We start from the raw sequence: 20,463 nt of genomic DNA, 5'->3' as shown, positions 1-20,463 counted from the left end.
CAATATTTGTTACTACTAGAGAGTACCCTTGGACTGGAGAACAATCACCATGACTGAACAAAAACGTCCTAAATGGGATGCAGGCAGGTTCTGGAAAACCCTATCCTATTTTGGAGTGGTCCCGTTTTTAGGGAATTTTTCCTGGATCCGCAATCTGCTCACTGGCGGAAAAAGTACCCTCAGCACCCCGGAAAAACCTGGAGTCATTCTCGTTGCCGGTGCCACGGGAGGCGTGGGGAAGCGGGTTGTCCAAAAACTCCAACAGCGAGGTTACTCGGTTAGAGGATTAGTCCGGGATCTCAAGCGGGGACGAGAAATGCTGGGGACTACAGTGGATCTGGTGGATGCGGATATCACCCTTGCCGACAGTTTGAGCGATCGCCTCTTGGAAGATGTGACCGCCGTGATTTCCTGCATCGGCACCCGAGTGCAACCCGTGGAAGGGGATACCCCAACCCGAGAAAAATATTATCAAGGAATCAAATTTTATACCCCAGAAGTCTTGGATGTACCCGAACAAGTGGAATATCACGGGATTCAAAATTTAGTCGATGCCACCCGTCGTCAACTCGCGACCCTAGGTGCACCCCATGAAAAAATCATCTTTGATTTCAGCAAACCCACGGACAACCTCAAAGAAATTTGGGGTGCCCTCGATGATATCGTCATGGGTGGAGTCAGCGAAAGTAATGTCCGCCTCGTTAACGAAAGGGCTTTATTTTCTGGGAACGTTTCCACCTCAAATTCTGGTGGATTTGTCTCCATTCGGACCCGCAATTTTGAACCCCCGTTGGATTTATCCACCTATCAAGGGATTGATATTCGCGTCAAAGGCGATGGCAATCGGTATAAATTTATTCTTCGCACGGACCCGAAATGGGATAGTATTTCCTACTGCTATTCCTTTGATACCGTGGCTAACATAGAATTTACGGTTCGCATTCCGTTTTCAGAATTTATCCCGGTTTTTCGCGCTAAAACCTTGAAAGATTGCCCGCCCTTAGATGCCAGTCAAATTCGCTCAGTACAAATCATGCTGAGTAAATTTGAGTACGATGGTGAGTTGAATCCTCAATTTACCCCAGGACTGTTTCAATTGCAAATTCAATCGTTGAAAGCTTATGGCGGTCCAACTTTACCCCGGTTTATTCAGGTGAGCTCGGCAGGAGTGACTCGTCCAGGACGTCCGGGGTTAGACTTAGAGTCAGAACCGCCAGCGGTGAGAATGAATGAGCAACTGGGGGGAATTTTAACTTGGAAATTACGGGGTGAGGAGGCGATTCGCGTTAGTGGCTTACCTTATACGATTATCCGTCCATGTGCGCTCACGGAAGAACCGGGGGGTGAGGGATTAATGTTTGAGCAAGGGGATAATATCAAGGGGAAAGTGAGTCGAGAGGATATCGCGGAGTTGTGCGTGCAGGCGTTAGAACTCTCGGAAGCCTGTAACATGACCTTTGAGGTGAAAACTGACTCAGCAGGAAGTCCGGCAGTGGACTGGCGCGGGTTGTTTGCCCGGTTGGAGCGCGATCGGCAAGCCGTTAGCTAAATTTACCCGTTGGGACAAGGCACTGCCTTGTCCTGCTGTTGTGATGTAGGAAAGCAAAACAGGTGTTGTCTAGGGCCTCAGTAAAGAGGACAACCGGCTTACTTTTAAAAATTTATGCCACAGCAGCAGCAATGAGGGGAGGTGAGGCCATCCGGTTTCTTGTCCCCTAGCTAAATTTACCCGTTGGGACAAGGCACTGCCTTGTCCTGCTGTTGTGATGTAGGAAAGCAAAACAGGTGTTGTCTAGGGCCTCAGTAAAGAGGACAACCGGCTTACTTTTAAAAATTTATGCCACAGCAGCAGCAATGAGGGGAGGTGAGGCCATCCGGTTTCTTGTCCCCTCATTCTTATGCGCTCATTCCTGTCCCCTCAATTAAATAGTTATCCTTTCGTCTTGGGACTCTACTCGCCTGACCTGCAACTTCAAAACCTGACATTTATCCCCAAAAATTGTGTTAAAAGTTGTCATTGTCAGAATTATGCGCTAACTTGATGGTAGAAATCAACTCCAAGCGTTGGAGGTGGGACCATGACCGATGGAGATATTGTTCACGACAAGCTTTCATGGCGTTACCAAAGGCCTTACAAAGCTCTGTGTGAAGGGAAAGATAGCCCAGATGAGTGTGCCTGGGTCGTAATGGGCGCAATGATAAGGGATATCAAAAAAAAAGGTGCCGCGCCTATATTACTTGCCCAACAGATGGGGGAGAGGCTGAAAGCAGCTATTGAAAACTGCAATCCGCATAGCTTTACTAGGAGTTGGGCTGCTGCTGTTAGCAAAGAGTTAGATCGGCTAGCAGCAGGACAAACTTCATGCCCGTATTACGAGAAGCAGCTTGTCCTTCGCGCCAGTAAAGGGATCCTCCATGATTTCCGTTATGGTCGGAGAATGGATACCTGCTCTTTGGAAGAAGTTGTTCTAGATCGGTATTTTCAGGAAGTCTACAGGTTCTATTTTGAAGAGCGCATTCCACTGACCCCTGATCACTATGCTGGCATTGATACCGCAACTCTTATGAAAAGAGTCAAGGCACTCGAACCCGAGCTACTTCCTGCCTTCGGTAAATGGGCTAAGCAGACCCAAGTTAATCCTTATGATGTTGCCAAGCTGAGGCGACCGCCGCGCCAGAAAATTGAAGAAATCGATCTGGAAGAGAACTTGCTATGAATCAGGCATCTTCGAGTATTAAAAAACCAAATCAGTGCGATCGCCGCGAGTACACTTTGCGTTTTGGACCTATCTTAAACTGTAATGGGTCGGTGCAGTTTTTCAATCGCTCTATTGGCAAGGAGCTAACGGTTGGCATCAATATTGATGATCAGGCATTTCAGTACCGGGTTCAGGCAGAGTTTCCAGCCATTGTTGCCGATCTCGTTGACCTCGCTGTTGCCATTCATGCTTCAGACCGTCTTGCACCGCAGAATCTTAGCGAGAAGCCTCGCCACCTTCATATTGTGCTGCCAGTGCGTCATCCAGAATTACTGAGTTCCGAACCATTTCGGACAAAGCTAGAAGGCTTGCTAAAATGGGCCACAGATAGCGAATGGGCATTTGAATTCCAAAAACGAACTGTCTCAGGACGAATAGTTGAGCGCCAACAGATTTTGCCAATGGTTCCTCAAGGATCCGAAGTAGCATTATGGAGTGGTGGTCTTGATGCTCTTGCAGGTTTGTACACTCGTATGAGGATGTATCCAGAAAAGCCGTTTGTGTTGTTCGGGAGTGGCAGCAACGATATTATCTATGGTCGTCAGGAACAAGTCGCGAAAAAGGTCCAATCTATCTTTCCAAACCGTTGCCATCTAGTCCTCGCCCCCATCCGCTTGAACGATATCCAGGAAATGCCCAAAAATAAGATTACCCGTGGGCGAGGGGTAGTATTTACCCTGCTGGGTGCCGCCTTTGCATATCTCATGGGTGGTCGGATTTTGTCTGTGTATGAAAATGGAATCGGTGCAATCAACCTTCCTTACCGTGCATCTGCTGTGGGACTGGATCACTCCCGCTCTGTTCACCCTTTGACACTTTTGATGGTCAGTGATGTTGTTTCAGAGCTTTTCGGAGAAAAGTTTCAGGTACAGAACCCATTTCTTTTCTCGACTAAAGCTGAAATGTGTCAAGCATTAGCTGAAGATGGGAAAAATGACTTAGCGTCCCTAACCATATCATGTGATAGCCTACACCGTAAGTCAAAGCAACCCATTGAGTGTGGATACTGTTCCTCTTGCATTTTAAGGAAACAGGCGCTTGCTGCGTCAAAGATAGACGACAAGACTCGCTATGTAGTGCCTCATGGAGACCGCCCATCAAAAGACCCTACCTTGATTTTGCGTAATATGCTCGCCCAGGTCCGTACCTTCCACGGCTTGCTCAGTACCTCTAATCAAATCGATATTCGGTGGGAAGCCCTGACGCGAAAATTCCCAGAATTAGATGATATTGTGGATCTTGCTTCTGAGGTAGAAGGTCTATGTCCTGTTGATATGCAAAGCCGTCTGATTCGGCTCTACTGGACTTACGTTTCTGAATGGGATATTGTAGAATCCTTGGTTGCAGGGGATCTCTTGGATACAGACAACAAACAACAGATATCACACAAAAAGTCACTCTACAAAGTGGAGAGACAACGCCATGACTAACAACGTCCTTGACAATATTGATATGCGGGGGTTGGGGGAGATGCTGCAACAGGCAAGGACTCAGTGCGGGATGACCCAAGCTGATGCAGCCAAAGTGATTGAGGCGGCACGCACTACGATGGTGGCGATCGAGAAAGGAGAGCGCCGTCTGAAGGCTACGGAACTCATCAAGCTGGCTCGGGCTTATGGAAGATCCGTGAGTGATTTTGTGCGTCCGCGTCCGGTCATTGAACCCTTCGAGGTGCAGTTTCGCGCTGCCTATCGGGGTCACGAAGTGGAACGCGAGCAAATTGAACCCGTCATTCGGCGGTTAGAAGAGTTGTGTCAGTATTATCTAGAACTTGAAGAAATTATGCACTCACCACTCCCACGGAACTATCCTCGGGACTATGAGGTGAGCGGGATGCCGATTGAGCGCACGGCGGAGGCGATCGCAGTTGAAGAACGTCAACGACTCGGCCTTGGAGATGGCCCAATTCCGATGCTTCGGGACATTTTGGAACAGAGTGTAGGACTTCGGATCTTTTACCTCAAGATGCCAGGAAAATATTCAGAGCTTTACAGTTACAACGAACAACTCGGGGGATGCATGGCAATTAATGCCAACCACCCGGAAGAACGGCGGCGTTGGTCCTTAGCTCATGGATATCTTCATTTTCTCGCCCATCGACGTAAGGCTGTACTGGACTTGGTTGAAGGGCAATACAAGAGAATGCCAGAGAGTGAGCGGCTCGCTGAAGCCTTTCCCAAATATTTCTTAATGCCGACGAGCGGTTTGCTTAAGCGGTTTAATGATATGTGCCGCGTCAATGAAAATGAAAAGTTTACGCCAGCTAATTTATTTACTTTGGCTCATTATTACGGTGTGTCTGTAGAAGCACTTGCTTATCGGTTGGAGGAAATGGAACTTCTACGTTCTGGAACTTGGGAGCGATTACGAGATCGCGGATTGAAAGTTAGAAAGGTACAACAAGAACTGGGTTTAGAGCAAATTCCCCAACGGAGTGATATGGCCCCCATTCACTATCAACACCTGGCGATCGAAGCATTAGATCAGGGTCTGATTACGGAAGGACGCTTTGCCGAGTTCCTTGACGTCGATCGCCTAGAGGCACGGCGGATTTCTGAACTGTTGCGGAACTATTCCAGCGGTATGGTGGACGAATCGACTCATGTCGATCTCCGCCCGCTACAAGACTAAGGGGGAGTGAGGTTAAATAATGACGATTTCTCACTCCCACGTTATTCTTGATGCTTGCTGCCTGATCAACTTAGCTGCTTCTGGCCATTTGCTGGCAATTTTGCGCTCTATTCCCGGTCAAGTTGTCGTTACCCAGGTGGTGAAAGAGGAGGAGTTGAAAACACTCCAGATCCTTGAAGATGTGGAGAACGAAGCTGCAATCCAGTTTGAGCAAGCGATTACCCAGGGTCTGCTGATCATTGTGGATTTTGAGTCCGACGCAGAAGCGGAATTGTTTGTCAATTATGCGGCGCTTCTGGATGATGGGGAGTCGGCAACTTGCGCGATCGCCCTACACCGAGGGTGGGCGATCGCCACGGATGACAAAAAGGCGATCGGCTTGATGAAGCGAGAAGCATCGCACCTTCAGATGTTCTCCACTTTACAAATCATCAAGCATTGGTCTGAGAAAACCGCTTTGGATGCCTCAGCACTCCGTGAAACGCTCAATGCAATTCGGTTCAAAGGAAGATACTTGCCCCCCAAAAGTGATCCGTTGCGCGTTTGGTGGGAGCAGAGTCTGGCAGATTAAAAACGCTCTTAAGTCAGAGTCAGCCCCAAAGGGTTTCTACAAACGCTCTGAAGATGGCAACGGATGTCAAGTTTCCCCCGACCCTTCATACAAAGTATCTTAATCTTAATCTCAACAGACCCTGACAATGCCACTCATGCAGGTATGTTAGTCGCTCTCGGGGCTGTTGTCATTTTGCTAAAACAAGACCCATCGGCCCCAAAAAGCCCGGTTTGCAGGCCACCGGATATCTTTTCCGTGATTTTGATGCCCCAAATGTGGGAACGGAAATATGAGGTGATCAGAAGTATTTTTGATAAATCCGCCTTCAGGGGGATGTTTTTACTGGGGTATAGAACAATGCTGTCTAAAGGAGGTGTCAAAAAAAAACTTAAAAAGACTTCATCCTCAGTGGCTCACCCCCATTCATCGAATTGTGGGAGTCAATTTTATTTACTACGTTCGAGGTAGCTACCATGTTTCAAATTGTACAAAGGATGATAGAGTTTGGCGGACTGGCTCAAGTGCCGGTGGCACCGTTGGTCCCGACGCCAGAACAGTCTTCCGTTTTATTTTCAGGACCCCAATTTTTTGCGGCTTTAGTGTCCGGGGTCCTTTTAGCCTTTGGTTTTCAACTTTTATTAACAAATCTTTCGGTTGCTGCCGGTATCTCCTACATGGGGAATAGTTCCCGGTCGTCAAGCTCACATTCTGACTCGGGAGATACCCTAGGGGGTACGATTCGGAAAGTAGAGACGGCAGTAGGCGTCTGGACTTTGGTCACGGTGAGTATTGCTCTATTTTGTGCGGCATTACTGGCGGTTAAACTCAGCCTGATGGTCAGTGTTGGGTTAGGTGCGATTCTGGGACTGGTCATTTGGGCCACCTATTTTTCCATCTTGGTTTGGGTCAGTTCGACCACTGTGGGCTCGTTAGTCGGTTCCGTGGTTAATGCGGCGACTTCCGGCTTTCAGTCGATTTTGGGAACGGCTACAAGTGCCCTTGGTGCAAAAGCGGCCTCTAATCAGGTGGTGGCGACGGCGGAAGCGGCAGCGGCAGCAGTGCGCCGCGAACTGGGTCAAGCTTTTGATCCCGAGGATATTCGCGAGAATTTAGAAGATTACATTCAGGCTTTAAAACCGGCACAGTTGGATCTAAAAGGGATCCGACAAGAATTTGAAAATTTGCTAAATGAACCCCAGCTTCATGAATTGGCGACCCAAGGAACCCTGCCGGATGTGGACCGGGAGTCTTTGGTGAGTTTAGTCAGTTCACGGACGGATTTATCAAAGCGGGATATTAATCGCATTGTGGATGAGTTGGAAGCATCCTGGAATCAAACCAAGCAAAAATTGCAACCCCAGAAAGATTGGATGGGGGAATTGGTAAATTATATTAAGGACGCTTCACCGGCGGATTTAATTTCCGATCGCCTAGGCAGCCAAATTGACCGCCTGATTGATGCGATCGGCTCTCAAGGTCAGAACAAACAGAACAAAGGCAATCAACAACAACCCGGGATGATGCAGCAGGGAATGATGCTGGCATTTAATACCGCGTTGGGGATGCTGATGGGACGGACGGATATGTCCGATTTAGATGTGGAAAAAATCCTGTCTCAGTTACAGGAAGCCAAAAACAAAGTGACGGAGGGAACTGATAAAGTCACCCGGCAAATTCAGGGTAAACCGGCGGAACCTTACAGTGCCTTGCGAGCAGATATTGAAAATTACGTCCTCAATAAGTATTCCTGGCAGATGACACCGGAAGCGATTGATCGCGAATTCCGGGATGTTCTGTTTGATCCCGAAGCGGATCCGGGACTGATTCGCCAGGAGTTGGAACGCTTCCGGCGTGGTAATTTTGTGGATATGCTGGCTTCTCGCGGGGTGTTTACCCAAAGCCGGATTCAAGAAATTGCCAGTCACCTGGAAGCAGTGCGGTTGCAGGTGTTGTACACGGTGACTCGGGCTGAGGAAGAGCAAAAAGCGCAGGATCTGCGAAATCGGGTGGAACGCTATTTGCGCCATAGTCCCAAGGAAACCCTGAAACCTGCGGATATTGAGCGGGATTTCAAGAAACTGATTTCCGATTCGACGGCAGACTATCGGGAAATGCGCGATCGCTTGGCACATATTGACCGGGCGATGATGATTGAAACCATGCGCGATCGCAATGATCTCACTCGCGATGAAGCGGCGGAAATGCTGGTGGCGTTGGAACAGACGCGGGATCTAGTTTTAGAAGAGTCCAAAGGACTCCAAGAAGCGGCGCAAGCTAATCTGGATCTCCAGTGGAATCATGTCCAGGATTATCTGCGAAACACCGGGAAAGAAGAACTCAATCCCGAAGGTATCAAGCGGGATTTGGGTAAATTATTGGATAACCCACAAGCCGGTTTCGTAGCACTGCGATCGCGGTTATCGCACTTTGACCGCGATACCCTGGTGAAGTTGCTCTCCCAACGGCAAGAGTTAAATGAGGATGAAGTTAACGAGATCGCAGACCGAGTAGAACATACTTGGTACAGTGTTTCCCATGCTCCCCAACAGGTTGCGGATCAAGCGAAGCAACAGTACGATCATGCGACTTCGGCAATTTCCGATTACCTGCGAAGCACGGGGAAAGAAGAACTCAACCCGGAAGGCATTCAGCGGGATTTGCAAAAACTCCTCAATGATCCTCAAGCCGGTGCGATCGCCATTCGCGATCGTCTCAGTCAAATGGACCGGGATACCTTGGTCCAATTGCTGGCACAACGGAAAGACTTAAGCGAAGAGGATGTCAACCGGGTTATTGACGAATTGCAACAAAACATTCGCAAGGTCCTCCGGGCACCGCGCCGACTGGCGACTCGGGTGCAACAACAAGCCTTAGAGTTTGAACAGACTTTTGAAGATTACTTGCGGAATACGGGTAAGGCCGAACTGAACCCTGATGGCATCAAGCGTGACTTGCAATTAATGATTGCCGATCCACGTCTGGGGGCCAAGAATCTCGGACATCGCCTCGCCCATATTGATCGCACCACGATTGAGGCATTGGTGGCACAACGTCCTGATATATCAGAACAAGAAGCCAAGGAAATTGTCGGTCGGGTTATGTCCGTTCGCGACCAATTTATGCAACAGGTGCAGAATGTTCAAGACCGCATTAAAGGGGTGGTGGATAGCATTTTTGCCCGAATTCGCAACTATCTCAATTCCCTAGATCGTCCGGAACTCAACTACGAAGGTCTTAAACGTGATATTCGGACGTTGTTCGATGATCCGCAAGCGGGATTTGATGCGTTGCGCGATCGCCTCAGTCACTTCGATCGCGATACCCTGGTAGCTGTCATTAGTTCTCGCGATGACATCTCCGAAGCTGATGCCAATCGGATGGTCGATCAAATTGAAGGAGTTCGGAACAATGTGTTACGACGCGCAGAACGGATGCAACTGGAAACCCAACGTCGCATCGAACAGGTGAAGCACGAAGCGGAACGCCAAGTGGAAGAAACCCGCAAAGCGGCAGAAGTTGCCGCCTGGTGGTTGTTCTTCACCGCGTTGGTTTCAGGGATTGCGGCTGCCGGTGCCGGTGCGCTAGGTGTGCTCCTGACTGCACGGGTTCTGTAATCCCGTTCCCGACTGACGCATTCCTCCTCTCCCTTGTAGGGGTACTCCATGAATAGCCCCTACAGATAGGATTTGGACGCGCTATACAGAACAAAAGCCTCTTTTCTAAGGGGCTTTTTTTTACTTAAAAATTCCCCTAAAATTCCCTGTTGATACGGAATTCAGTTGTGATAGCTCTTTAAAAAGGAGTAGGCCCTTCGACAAGCTCAGGAGGCATTGCCCACCTGCACAGAAAGGTGGGCAGTGCCCACCCTACTTTTAACTTTTAACTAAGGGGCTTTTTTTTCCTAAAAATTCCCCTAAAATTCCCTCTTGACATCAGATTCACTTTAGGTTTTAATAGAAAAATAGTAGTCTCTCAACTGAAAAACAGGAGAGAGTATTCACCCATCAATGAACGAATCGGGAGAAAACGAATGTCTGAGTTAGTCTGCATTTCTAATCAAGAATTAGGCCAAACCATGACCGGGCATTAACCTAGAGACTTTGAGAATGAATTTTCTATTGAGAACCTCAATTCGGGTTTCTCGGGATGCCTGGGAATCGACACACCAGACAAATCGAGGAACTCTCAACCATGAACCTAGAACAACTGGGTTGGACTCCATTTTTTAACGAATCATTTGCACCGTATCGGGAACAAGGCTATCTCCCGGGACGAGTGGCGATCGCCCATAAACATCTCTACGTCGTTTACTCCGAAGGCGGAGAACTATTAGCGGACATTACCGGAAAAATGCGCTATCACGCCACCAGTGAAAACGATTTTCCGGCAGTGGGAGATTGGGTAGCGATGGGACTGCGCGACGGGGAAAATAAAGCGATTATCCAGGCTATTTTGCCCCGAAAAACTAAGTTTTCCCGGAAAGGTACGGGCGTCAAAACCCGTGAACAAATCGTTGCCACTAATATCGATACGGTCCTATTAATGTCAGGAATGGACCGGGATTTTAACCTGCGGCGGATCGAACGGTATCTGATTTTAGCCTGGGAAAGCGGTGCAAAACCAGCAATTGTGTTGAATAAGGCGGATTTGTGCGATCGCCTGGAAGACTACATTGCCGAGGTTGAAGCAGTGGCGATGGGAGTGCCGATTATTCCCCTGAGTGCGATCGCTGGAGTTGGGTTAAATGCCTTAACCCCCTACCTGCAACCGGGAAACACCGTTGCCTTACTCGGGTCCTCCGGGGTCGGCAAATCTACCCTCACCAATCAATTACTCGGAACTGCCACTCAAAAAGTGCAGGAAGTGCGCCAAACCGATAGTCGGGGACGGCATACCACCACCCATCGAGAATTGATGATTTTACCCTCCGGTGCCCTGCTGATTGATACTCCAGGAATGCGAGAAATCCAAACTTGGAACAATCAAGAGGGATTACCCGAAACCTTTGCGGATATCGAAAGTTTGGCGCAACACTGCCGATTTCGGGATTGTCAACATGATTCCGAACCCGGTTGTGCCGTTCAAGAGGCGATCGCAGAAGGAACGTTGGATTTTGAACGATTTTTCAGTTATCAAAAGCTGCAAAGCGAGTTAGCCTATTTGGCCCGAAAACAGGACCAAACGGCGCAGTTAGCAGAGAAGAAACGCTGGAAAAAGATTCATCAACAAATCCGGAAACTGAGTAAGGGATAGAAAAGAAACGGGCGGGGGTTTGAACCCCCGCCTAATCACTCAAGTCGGTTAAAAACCGACTAATGCAACAACCTTTAGTAAAGGAGAAACCCGGTTTCTGACTGTCAATGAACTCGGTTAAATCAATTAAATTCGTTGATATACTATCTAATTGAACACTAATTTTCATGATTTGCCCCCTCTTTGTACATAAACTTTTATTTTATCCTACCTAGTCCCTCGTGTCAAACTGCTGCAAGACGCGCTATAGTACCCAAGGGATTTGAAGTTGAAATAGAGGAGGCAGAAGGGGAATCAATGACTTTTATTTTTCCATTGCTGGAAGAAAATATTGCACCGGAAATGACAACTAAAATCATTGAAGCTTTCAAAGCGGAAAAAAAGCATTACACCAATTGTCTGCTTGTATTACAGTGGGCTGTAACCTACATATCACGCAATAGGGAGGCGATCGCTTTTCCCACACCAACGTCGGAGACGCCCTCAATCGCGTCTCCACAATTCTTCCGTGAAAATCTGTGAAATCTGTGGCTCTTACCCCCCCGACGGCGCATTATTCGCCTGAAACTCTCCATCCTGCCATACCCCTTCCACCCGCGTCCCATTGGCAAAAATAAACACCCCTTTGCCATGTCGAACGTGATTTCTAAACTCCCCTTCATACCGATTGCCATTGGCAAACGTACAGACCCCTCTCCCATTCAATTTTCCCTCGCCCCATTGTCCTTCGCACCGGGTCCCATCACCCATAACGTAAACCCCATTTCCCTGGCGCAGGTTATTTCTAAATTCCCCTTCGTAGCGGTTCCCATTGCCAAAACTACAACTTCCTTTACCGTTTAATTGTCCATTGCGAAATTCCCCTTGACAGCGCGTGCCATCGGCAAACGCATACACCCCAGTTCCCTGTCTGACATTATTTCTAAACTCGCCTTCGTAGCGATTGCCATTGGCAAAGGTACAAACCCCTTTCCCGTTCAATTGTCCGTTTTCAAACGTACCGGAACATTGGGTGCCATCGGCAAAGGTATAAACCCCACTGCCTTGAATGATGCTATTTTGAAATTCCCCTTCGTAGCGGTTGCCGTTAATAAAATTGCAGGAGCCTCTACCGTTGAGTAAATTGTTGCGAAACGTTCCCGAACATTCGCTACCATCAGCAAACAGAAAAGTACCATTTCCCTGTCTGACACCATTGGTGAGTTGGCCGTCGTAATAGTTTCCACTGGGAAAAATGCAGATGCCGTTAGGATTTTCGCTGCTGGAACCGCTATTATTCTGACAGTAAGTGCGGGTAACGCTGCTGGGAACTTGAGCGATTGTCGGTGCGATCGCAGCCGTCCCAATCACCCCCACCGCAACCATTGCGGCGATCGCCCATTGGGAACCTGTCCCTTTCCAATCCGTCGTCACTGTTTTGGTCTGGCTAAGAAAAACAAATGGCAACATTTTTCCAAAAAACCTCCGTTTATGGCATTGTAAATCAACTCTGATTGGATTGGTCGATGCTCTCCTTAGCCCCGATTAAAACACCCCTTTGCAAGTCAACTCTCCGGTTACGCTTTGCTATCTTAATGTCTCTATTGAATGATGTCAACTATAAATTTATCTAACCCCTATCCACTAGCAATCCTTATACCGATGTCGCCCCGATGTTCGGGTAAAAGGGCGAAAAAACGATAGAATCGCGATCGCATCTCATTATCCTCTCTTGACCACCACTCATGCTGCCATTCTTCCTAATCTTTCCTATCGCCCAAACCACTGCCGTACCCACTCCTGCGCCTGCGATGCCTCCATCACAAGTGTTGCCAGAACCGGAACAAATTCCCAGTTTTGACGCTATCCCGGCGATCGATGCTTTACCGCCCAAAGAAGTGCAGGATGTTCAAGAGGTGCGCCCTCTACTGGGAGAACTGGATCGAGTGCCGGTTTTTAATAGCAATAGTCCAGAGGTGGTACTGACACCGGGAATTTTACTGTCTACTTTTCCACCCGAGGGAAAACAAGTACCGGATGCACACTTAAATTTTGCGTTTCAAGGACGATTTGATGTGTTTTCCCATCATATTGCTAGGGCGCGATCGCCGGAAGAAACTCGCACCTTTTATCAAGGGTTGATGGCGTACAATCCCACCGCAGAAACGGTGACGATTGAAGTGTTGCAAGCCGGGAGTTATTTAACCAGTCCCGATGCATTATTTATCGAGCTACCGGATATGGTAGAAGATGCGGAAGGAAAGGTGTATTCTGGGCCGGGAAGTCGCGTAATGAATGCGGTTTTGCGGGGAAACAGACAGGAAATGTTTCCGCAGAAATGGGAGATTCCTCCGGGTGGGACGGTGATGTTAATGAATGCGCCGATTCCGGTGGGAACGGTAGTGCCTTCTTCTAATGCGCGATCGACGATGATGCGGTTGTCGAGTAGTGGGGAGGTCTATTTGGCAAATTTAGCGATGAGATCGCCCTTGACGGATGATGGCAAAGAACGCGCACCTACTTTAGCTCAATGGCAGCGATTGTTAGAAAATGGGGGGTTTGCAGGGCCGCGAGATACGCCGCCGACTTCTCTGGATCCGAGCAATATCGATGTGGTGTTCGGGCGCGTGGCGGGGGTGGCGCAGGGGTCGCAGTGGCGATCGCATCTCACTGATGACCCGAATTCGGAAACTCTCACAATTCCGCCTCTGGGTCAAGCGTTTGCCTATGCGTTGAGTACGGTACATCGCATTACTTTGGGAACGGGGCAGATACAAAGTGCGCCAATGCTGGCACGGTATCCCGATACGGCCTATTTCGCTCATGCTAATTATGGGATAGAATACGATTTGAGTTTGCCATTGTACAATTCTAGCGATCAAGCGCAGACGGTGAGGTTAGAGTTTTCGTCACCGTTGAAGGAAAATGAGGATATGGATGCACTGTTATTCTTCAATCCGCGCGATCGGCAAGTGTTCTTTCGCGGGACGATCCGAGTGCGCTATCCCGATGAAAAAGGCGTCACTCAGACGCGCTATCTGCATTTGGTACAGCGACGGGGACAACAGGGAGAACCGTTGTTGTCCCTGACTCTACCACCGGGCGATCGGCGTTTGGTTGAGGTGGATTTTCTCTATCCTCCCGATGCGACCCCACCGCAAGTGCTGACGGTGAGAACGGTGGCAAGTCCGAATTAATTGGGGTGGGGAAGGGGCGATCGGGAGCATCCCGATTTTGTAAATCGGGATGCTCCCGTTTCTGATTCCCTTGCTAGAGATTATTTACAAACTTAATCCGCATCCTCCTCATCCACATACTCGACTTCATAACCATCTCCATCGATGTCATCATCATCATCGCGATTAGAACGTCCTACGGAGTTGGCAGAAACCACCGCGCCGAGTTCTAACTGTTCTCGCACCTTCTTCTCAATTTCGTTGGTGATGGGGAGATTTTCTTCCAGATACTTCAGAGAATTATCCCGTCCTTGACCGATATTATCTCCGTTGTAGCTATACCAAGCGCCTTTACGATTAATCACGCCGGTTTCTTCCGCCAAATCAATTAAGCATCCCATATTAGAAATGCCCTTGCCGAACAAAATATCAAATTCAGCAATGCGGAAGGGTGGCGCAACTTTATTTTTTGCCACCTTGACTTTAGCCCGAATGCCGTATTCTTCCGTGCCTTTTTTCAAGGTTTGAATTCGGCGGATATCCAGACGGACCGAAGCGTAGAATTTGAGTGCATTTCCCCCGGTGGTGGTTTCGGGGTTGCCGTAACCGCCAATTTTTTGCCGCAACTGGTTGAGAAAAATCACGGTACAGCCGGATTTACCAATATTTCCGGTAATTTTCCGCAAGGCATGACTCATTAACCGCGCTTGTAACCCGATGGTGGGGTCGCCCATTTGGCCCTCGATTTCCGCGCGAGGGACCAGGGCCGCTACGGAGTCAATCACCACGAGGTCCACTGCTGCCGATCGCACTAACTGATCAGCAATTTCTAGGGCCATTTCTCCCGTATCCGGCTGAGAAACGAGTAAATTTTCGATATCAACCCCTACTTTCGAGGCATAACTCGGGTCTAGGGCGTGTTCCGCATCCACAAAAGCAGCTAGTCCCCCAGCTTTTTGAACTTCTGCAAGCGCGTGGAGTGCTAGGGTGGTTTTACCTGCACTCTCTGGTCCATAAATCTCAATGACGCGGCCTTTTGGCAACCCGCCACCCAGGGCTAAATCAAGAGTAAGCGCCCCGGATGGAATCGTTTCGACCCTCATCTTGGTGGCATCACCCAGGCGCATAATCGCCCCTTTGCCAAAGCTGCGCTCAATTTGGGAAAGTACGACTTTTAGGGCCTTGTCTTTTTCAGAATTCGCTGTGCTTGCTGTAGCCATTATCTTAATTTGGGACTTGCAGATTGGGTATGTTGACTATCTATTCTACATTACTTCAGCTTGGGCTGTGGGGGGGTCATCAAAGGTTAAAATTGTTTTAAAAATGGAGTGGCTTCTCCCCCCGGTGACCGCCTAGCTCAAAACACTGTAAAAGTCTTGCTGATTATAGCTTTTATTGTTAAGTCCCTGCTTACCCCCAAAAGAACTGTTCATGAATGAGTCGAACACCTATCAAATGCTGACGGATACGGCCCTATCGGTGGCTGGATTAACCGCCTACATCCAAGAGTTGTTGGAGTTGGATTCTCAACTGCGGCAAGTCTGGGTGATGGGGGAGGTTTCGAGTGCCAATCACCATCGCAGTGGGCTGTTTTTCACGTTGCAGGAACCGGACGGGAGTGCGACGATTCGCTGTGTGGTTTGGAATTCTCAGCTTGAAAAGTTGGTGCAGATGCCTTCCAGGGGGGAGCAAATTTTGGTGTTGGGCAGTATTCGGATGTATCCGAAGCGGGGAGAGTATCAGTTGACGGTGTGGCAGGGGTTTCCGGCAGGGGAAGGGTTGCAGGCCCTGCGCTACCGCCAGTTGCGATCGCGCTTGGAAGCAGAAGGGTTATTTGATGCGGACCGAAAGCGCCGGTTACCGCGTCATCCGCAGATTATCGCGGTGGTGTCGTCTCCCCAGGCGGCAGCATGGGGGGATATTCAGCGAACGCTCAATCAGCGTTATCCGGGATTGCGGGTGTTGCTGTCTCCGGCAACGGTCCAGGGGGAATTGGCCCCGGCTTCTATTGCTTCGGCGATCGCCCGGGTGGAGGCAGATAATCGCGCTGAGGTGCTGATTTTGGCCCGGGGTGGTGGGGCTTCGGAGGATTTGGCTTGTTTTAATGATGAACGAGTGGTGAGGGCGATTTCCCAATGTTCGATTCCAGTAATTACGGGAATTGGACATGAACGAGATGAATCCCTGGCAGATTTAGTGGCGGATGTTAGAACTTCCACTCCCACTGCTGCGGCTGAAATTGTGGTTCCAGAATTGGCGAGTTTGTATGCAGAACATCGCTACCGGGTGGAACGGGTAAAAGCGGCGATGGTTGAGCAGATGGCACAGGAAGTAGAAGGGATTAATCAGTTGCGATCGCGGTTATATCGGTTACCGTTAGAACGACAGCTTAAGGAAGATTGGCAATCTTTGCAATGGTTGCAAAAAAGACTGGTGCAAGCGACGTTAAAACAAGGCGATCGGGCGCAGCAGCATTGTGAGTTGTTGCGGCAAAAGTTAGGAACGTTGGACCCGCAGAAGGTGTTACAACGGGGCTATGCGGTGTTGAAGAAAGAGGATGGGGCGATCGCTCGTAGTAGCAGTGAGTTAGTTGCAGGAGATGAGGCGATCGTGCAACTGGCTCAAGGTCAGGTGAAGGTGCAAATTACAGAGATTTTGGAATAATGGTTTATTCAAGCACCTGCTGGGTTTCTGGAGGCAGAGCCTCCAATTGTACATGACTTGGCAGAGCCAAGTCACGAGGTGAGAGGTGATCGGGTACTTACTATTTACCCCTCCCCCTAGGTCAAAACCTGATAGATATTCACCGGCTGTTGTCGTCCTTTTAATTGGACGCTCCCGATACATTGGGTGGAAAATTGTCCCTGAATATAGTGATAGGTTTCTTCCCCGATTAAAATTCTACAAATCCCCCCGTCTAAGGTTTTATCGTAACTTTCTAATCGGGCGGCGACGTTGACAGTATCTCCTAGTACGGTATAATTCAACCGTTGGCGAGAGCCGAGACTTCCGGCGAAGACTGTGCCGGTGGAGATGCCAACGCGCATGGCGACGGTGGGACGCCCTTGGGCTTGCCATTGTTGATTGAGCGATCGCAATTTTTTCCCCATCGCGACGGCACAAGCAACAGCGGCGATCGCATCTCCGGCGATTTCATCTGGTCGGGTCCGGGGAATCGGCACCCCAAACACCGCCATAATGGCATCCCCAATAAATTTATCCACCACTCCATCATGGTCTAACACAATCCCTGACATGGCTTTCATATACTCATTCAGCCACAGCATTAAGGTTTGAGCATCGCTTTGTTCGGTAATTCGAGTAAACCCTTGCAGGTCGGTAAATAGGACCGTTGCGGTCATTTGCTGCCCTAAAATCTGCCCTTCTTTGAGTAATTCATGACGACTATTCCAGACCGCTTGAGCAATTTTTGGGGAAACGTGCTGACCCAACAAATTCATCACGGTTTGGCGGTTTTCACTTTCGATATAAGCAGTATAGCCGACCATTGCTACTGCTGAACTGATTAACGCCAGTAAGGGGGGAACAACGGGTATCCACCACCCCGCTAAAAAGACTAAAAATCCTCCGCCAATCGACCCCCCAGAGACTAGGGCTAAGAGCATAATTTTGGAGCGAATTCGCAAGAATCTCCAGCCTAATATTGCACCCACTCCAGACCATAGGAAAATCCAGAACCCCTCCACTGAATCGGACCAAACAGCGATGGACCGTCTTCCCTCCAGGGCCCCACTTAATAACTGAGACAAGGCATCTGCATGAACTTCAACCCCTGCGGGTGAGGTGACCCAGCTATTGCTATAGGATGTAAAAAATCTATCTTTAAGACTCGCTGCGGTAGAGCCAATTAATACAATGCGATCGCGAAAAAAATCCGGGGAAATCTGGTTTTCTAAAACAGCAGTCATAGAGACTGTATCAAAAACATTGCAATGTGGGATCCAACTTCGGCAAAGATGATTACGAGGGTTGAACAAAATTTGAATCCCTCCGGCATCGACGCCCATATAACCGCCATCAGTTGCAGTCAAGCGGACAAACGAGGTTTTTCCCAATCCCAGTTTATACCGTTCCCGGTCTAGTAATTCAAATCCGATGCCCTGGGGTTTTAAATACTCTAACGCCAATTTTACCGGAAAACTATAAATAGTTTTATTATTTCTATCCTTAACGGACAGTAAAATCCGCCGAACTTTGCCATCACGGTCTAATAGAATATCTGCCGCCCCCACCTGTCCGAGTTCGCTTAATTGAGTCGGAGGGCCAACGGAATCCCCATAAGCATTTCCGGTTACTTTCTGAATTCCGATTAAGTTCGGCGTTGAAGCGAACACCTTGGTGAGCTGCTCATGTCCCGGTTCTACGGGGAGGTCTCGATAAATATCGAGTCCAATCACGGCAGGTTCATGACTTTTAATGGTTTCCAGTAATTGCGCTAACACTTGGTCAGAAATCGGCCAGGTTTTAGCCCGTTGAATGTCCGATTCATTGATGGCAACAATGGCAATCCGCGAATCGGTGGGTTCCATAGGACGCCACCGAAAAAATAGGTCAAGGGTGGCCCATTCTAGTAGTTGCAAGACGCCTAAACTTCGCAGGGCAATGGTCAAAATTGCCACGGTGGGAGCGGTGATGAATATCCCGCGCCATTCCCATAAAACCTGTTTAATTTTTTTCGCCGTCACATCGGGAGACTGTCTGATAAAAAATCCGGGTTTGGGTACATTTCGATTAAACATTCGCACAGGGAAAGAGGATAAAGAAATCGAAACCGTTAATATTTTAGATTAAATATAGATTCACCCCGATTAGATAGCCAACGGATCTGAGGATTATTCAATCGGGTTCGGTTGTACCCCACCGGATGGGGGCGATCAATCCTCGATCGCCTAGAAGTGTTTCCGACCAGGGTCCGTTTAGGGCTGGGTTGGTAGGGGTTTATTTTCTATTTCACAGCATTCTAAAAACGGTTGATTGACCAGAAATTCGAGATTAACAACCTCAGCACTCAACAGTTCATCCCACCCGATTTTTGCTTCGGTGGAAAAATTAGTGGGCGACTGCTGCATATCGGCTAACAGTTCCAGGGTGGGATACCAAAAGCCATTTTGTCCATAAATTTCAGCGCGTTCCAGGGGAGTTGCGGCATTTTCCAGGTCCGCCATTAAGCTTGGACTCACATCCATCGGTTGAATCCATCCCGAGACAAACAAATCTGCGGCGCGATCGCTCGGATCGCACAGGATACTAAAGTACCACCTATAATACTCGCCACTCTTTAAAGATAGCTCCTGGAGGGGAACGGTGAACCGGATAATACCGGGGGTATTGGTGAGTTCCACCATCATCTGATAAAGCTGTTCTGTCCCCGTCTCATCTTGCAGCACAAATTCCCCTGTGAGGGCTGAAGTCGTGGGCAAATAGATAAAAAAGGTGGTGGAATTTCCTGCTGTGGTTAACCCCACCCCAGAGGAAGGCATCAAGGCAGTGAGGGGTTCCGAAGGGATCTGGCGATCAATGGGACATTTGCCGCGAATTCCATTATTAAGGGGAATCTGGCGCAATGGAGGTTCTATTGGCGGCTGATAAAACCGAGTGCCTCCTGCCGAACCCTGTAAGGGAGAGGGGTTATCCCTAGGCGGATCCAGAGGGTCCCCTTGGGTGAGCAGTTCCCCGGGTCGAGTTTCGCGGAGGATTTCTCCGGCGGTGGCGGTTGCCTGTAGCGGTGTTGACAGGCGAGAGACGATGGCGATCGCCACGAAGACGGCGGACCCAAGGGGAATTAGAGATAGAGGGGACTTTTGCCCAGGCATAATACAACGCTCTCCTGTATGAATCAATCCAATTTTAAGCGGGAAATTTGTGCTTTTATGTCTTAGTCTCTCATTTAAGATTTTTTGTTCTCTAAAAAGAAAGGGTAACAGGTATTTGGCTTAACATCCCGCCTCTATAATCATTAAAGAGGAGAAAGCGATCGCGGAAAAATCGCTTACTTCCCGGTGAACCGGCGCTGAAGATATACCATAAGGGGGACGCAATGGAGGGACGATTGTGGCTCAAAATGTAAGGCAGTACCGTTGACCCTTGAGCA

The 20,463-nt window shown here is 48.9% G+C and carries 14 protein-coding genes; 10 read left to right on the top strand and 4 right to left on the bottom strand.

All coding sequences use genetic code 11. From position 1 onward, the window contains the following. Window positions 1-49 precede the first annotated feature (49 nt). From NG795_RS10250 to NG795_RS10215, 8 genes are all read left to right on the top strand, one after another. Window positions 50-1,549, top strand: coding sequence for a CIA30 family protein (locus NG795_RS10250; RefSeq protein WP_367288568.1), 1,500 nt, complete (start codon window positions 50-52; stop codon window positions 1,547-1,549). 529 nt (window positions 1,550-2,078) lie between these two features. Then, on the top strand, window positions 2,079-2,717 hold the full coding sequence (locus NG795_RS10245) for a hypothetical protein (RefSeq protein ID WP_367288567.1): 639 nt from the start codon (window positions 2,079-2,081) through the stop codon (window positions 2,715-2,717). Then, the gene (locus NG795_RS10240; protein ID WP_367288566.1) at window positions 2,714-4,189 is read left to right on the top strand and encodes a 7-cyano-7-deazaguanine synthase; all 1,476 of its coding nucleotides are present in this window, start codon (window positions 2,714-2,716) and stop codon (window positions 4,187-4,189) included. The genes NG795_RS10245 and NG795_RS10240 overlap by 4 nt, the downstream gene beginning before the upstream one ends. Then, entirely contained in the window at window positions 4,182-5,390 is a 1,209-nt protein-coding gene (locus NG795_RS10235; RefSeq protein ID WP_367288565.1) for an ImmA/IrrE family metallo-endopeptidase, read from the top strand. The genes NG795_RS10240 and NG795_RS10235 overlap by 8 nt, the downstream gene beginning before the upstream one ends. Window positions 5,391-5,409: 19 nt before the next feature. Next, window positions 5,410-5,961: a PIN domain-containing protein gene (locus tag NG795_RS10230; RefSeq protein ID WP_367288564.1), complete on the top strand. Its 552-nt coding sequence runs from the start codon at window positions 5,410-5,412 to the stop codon at window positions 5,959-5,961. 455 nt (window positions 5,962-6,416) lie between these two features. Beyond that, window positions 6,417-9,557, top strand: coding sequence for an MFS transporter (locus NG795_RS10225; protein ID WP_367288563.1), 3,141 nt, complete (start codon window positions 6,417-6,419; stop codon window positions 9,555-9,557). Window positions 9,558-10,134: 577 nt separating this feature from the next. Further along, window positions 10,135-11,196 (top strand): ribosome small subunit-dependent GTPase A, encoded by a 1,062-nt coding sequence (gene rsgA / locus NG795_RS10220; protein WP_367288562.1) that lies wholly within the window; start codon window positions 10,135-10,137, stop codon window positions 11,194-11,196. Window positions 11,197-11,493: 297 nt separating this feature from the next. Then, on the top strand, window positions 11,494-11,718 hold the full coding sequence (locus NG795_RS10215) for a hypothetical protein (RefSeq protein WP_367288561.1): 225 nt from the start codon (window positions 11,494-11,496) through the stop codon (window positions 11,716-11,718). 12 nt (window positions 11,719-11,730) lie between these two features. Here the strand turns inward: NG795_RS10215 and NG795_RS10210 are convergent, their stop codons facing one another. After that, window positions 11,731-12,645, bottom strand: coding sequence for an MORN repeat-containing protein (locus NG795_RS10210; protein WP_367288560.1), 915 nt, complete (start codon window positions 12,643-12,645; stop codon window positions 11,731-11,733). A 275-nt stretch (window positions 12,646-12,920) separates the two neighbouring features. Here NG795_RS10210 and NG795_RS10205 point away from each other — a divergent pair, with 275 nt between their 5' ends. After that, complete coding sequence (locus tag NG795_RS10205) at window positions 12,921-14,372, top strand: DUF3370 domain-containing protein (protein WP_367288559.1); 1,452 nt, start codon at window positions 12,921-12,923, stop codon at window positions 14,370-14,372. A 92-nt stretch (window positions 14,373-14,464) separates the two neighbouring features. Here NG795_RS10205 and recA read toward each other — a convergent pair whose 3' ends face one another. Beyond that, window positions 14,465-15,571, bottom strand: coding sequence for a recombinase RecA (recA, locus tag NG795_RS10200; protein ID WP_367288558.1), 1,107 nt, complete (start codon window positions 15,569-15,571; stop codon window positions 14,465-14,467). 211 nt (window positions 15,572-15,782) lie between these two features. On the opposite strand from recA, the gene xseA reads away from it, so the two are divergent. Next, a complete protein-coding gene (gene xseA / locus NG795_RS10195; RefSeq protein WP_367288557.1) occupies window positions 15,783-17,015 on the top strand; it encodes an exodeoxyribonuclease VII large subunit in 1,233 nt (410 codons plus the stop codon). Window positions 17,016-17,131: 116 nt separating this feature from the next. On the opposite strand, the gene NG795_RS10190 is transcribed toward xseA, so the two are convergent. Both NG795_RS10190 and NG795_RS10185 read right to left on the bottom strand, forming a co-directional pair. Then, on the bottom strand, window positions 17,132-19,111 hold the full coding sequence (locus tag NG795_RS10190; RefSeq protein WP_367288556.1) for a CHASE2 domain-containing protein: 1,980 nt from the start codon (window positions 19,109-19,111) through the stop codon (window positions 17,132-17,134). A gap of 177 nt (window positions 19,112-19,288) precedes the next feature. Further along, on the bottom strand, window positions 19,289-20,185 hold the full coding sequence (locus NG795_RS10185; RefSeq protein ID WP_367288555.1) for a DUF928 domain-containing protein: 897 nt from the start codon (window positions 20,183-20,185) through the stop codon (window positions 19,289-19,291). Between the last annotated feature and the right edge of the window lie 278 nt (window positions 20,186-20,463).

Source organism: Laspinema palackyanum D2c (genome assembly GCF_025370875.1).
Lineage (GTDB): Bacteria > Cyanobacteriota > Cyanobacteriia > Cyanobacteriales > Laspinemataceae > Laspinema > Laspinema palackyanum.
This window is presented reverse-complemented; position numbering and strand designations above follow the sequence as displayed.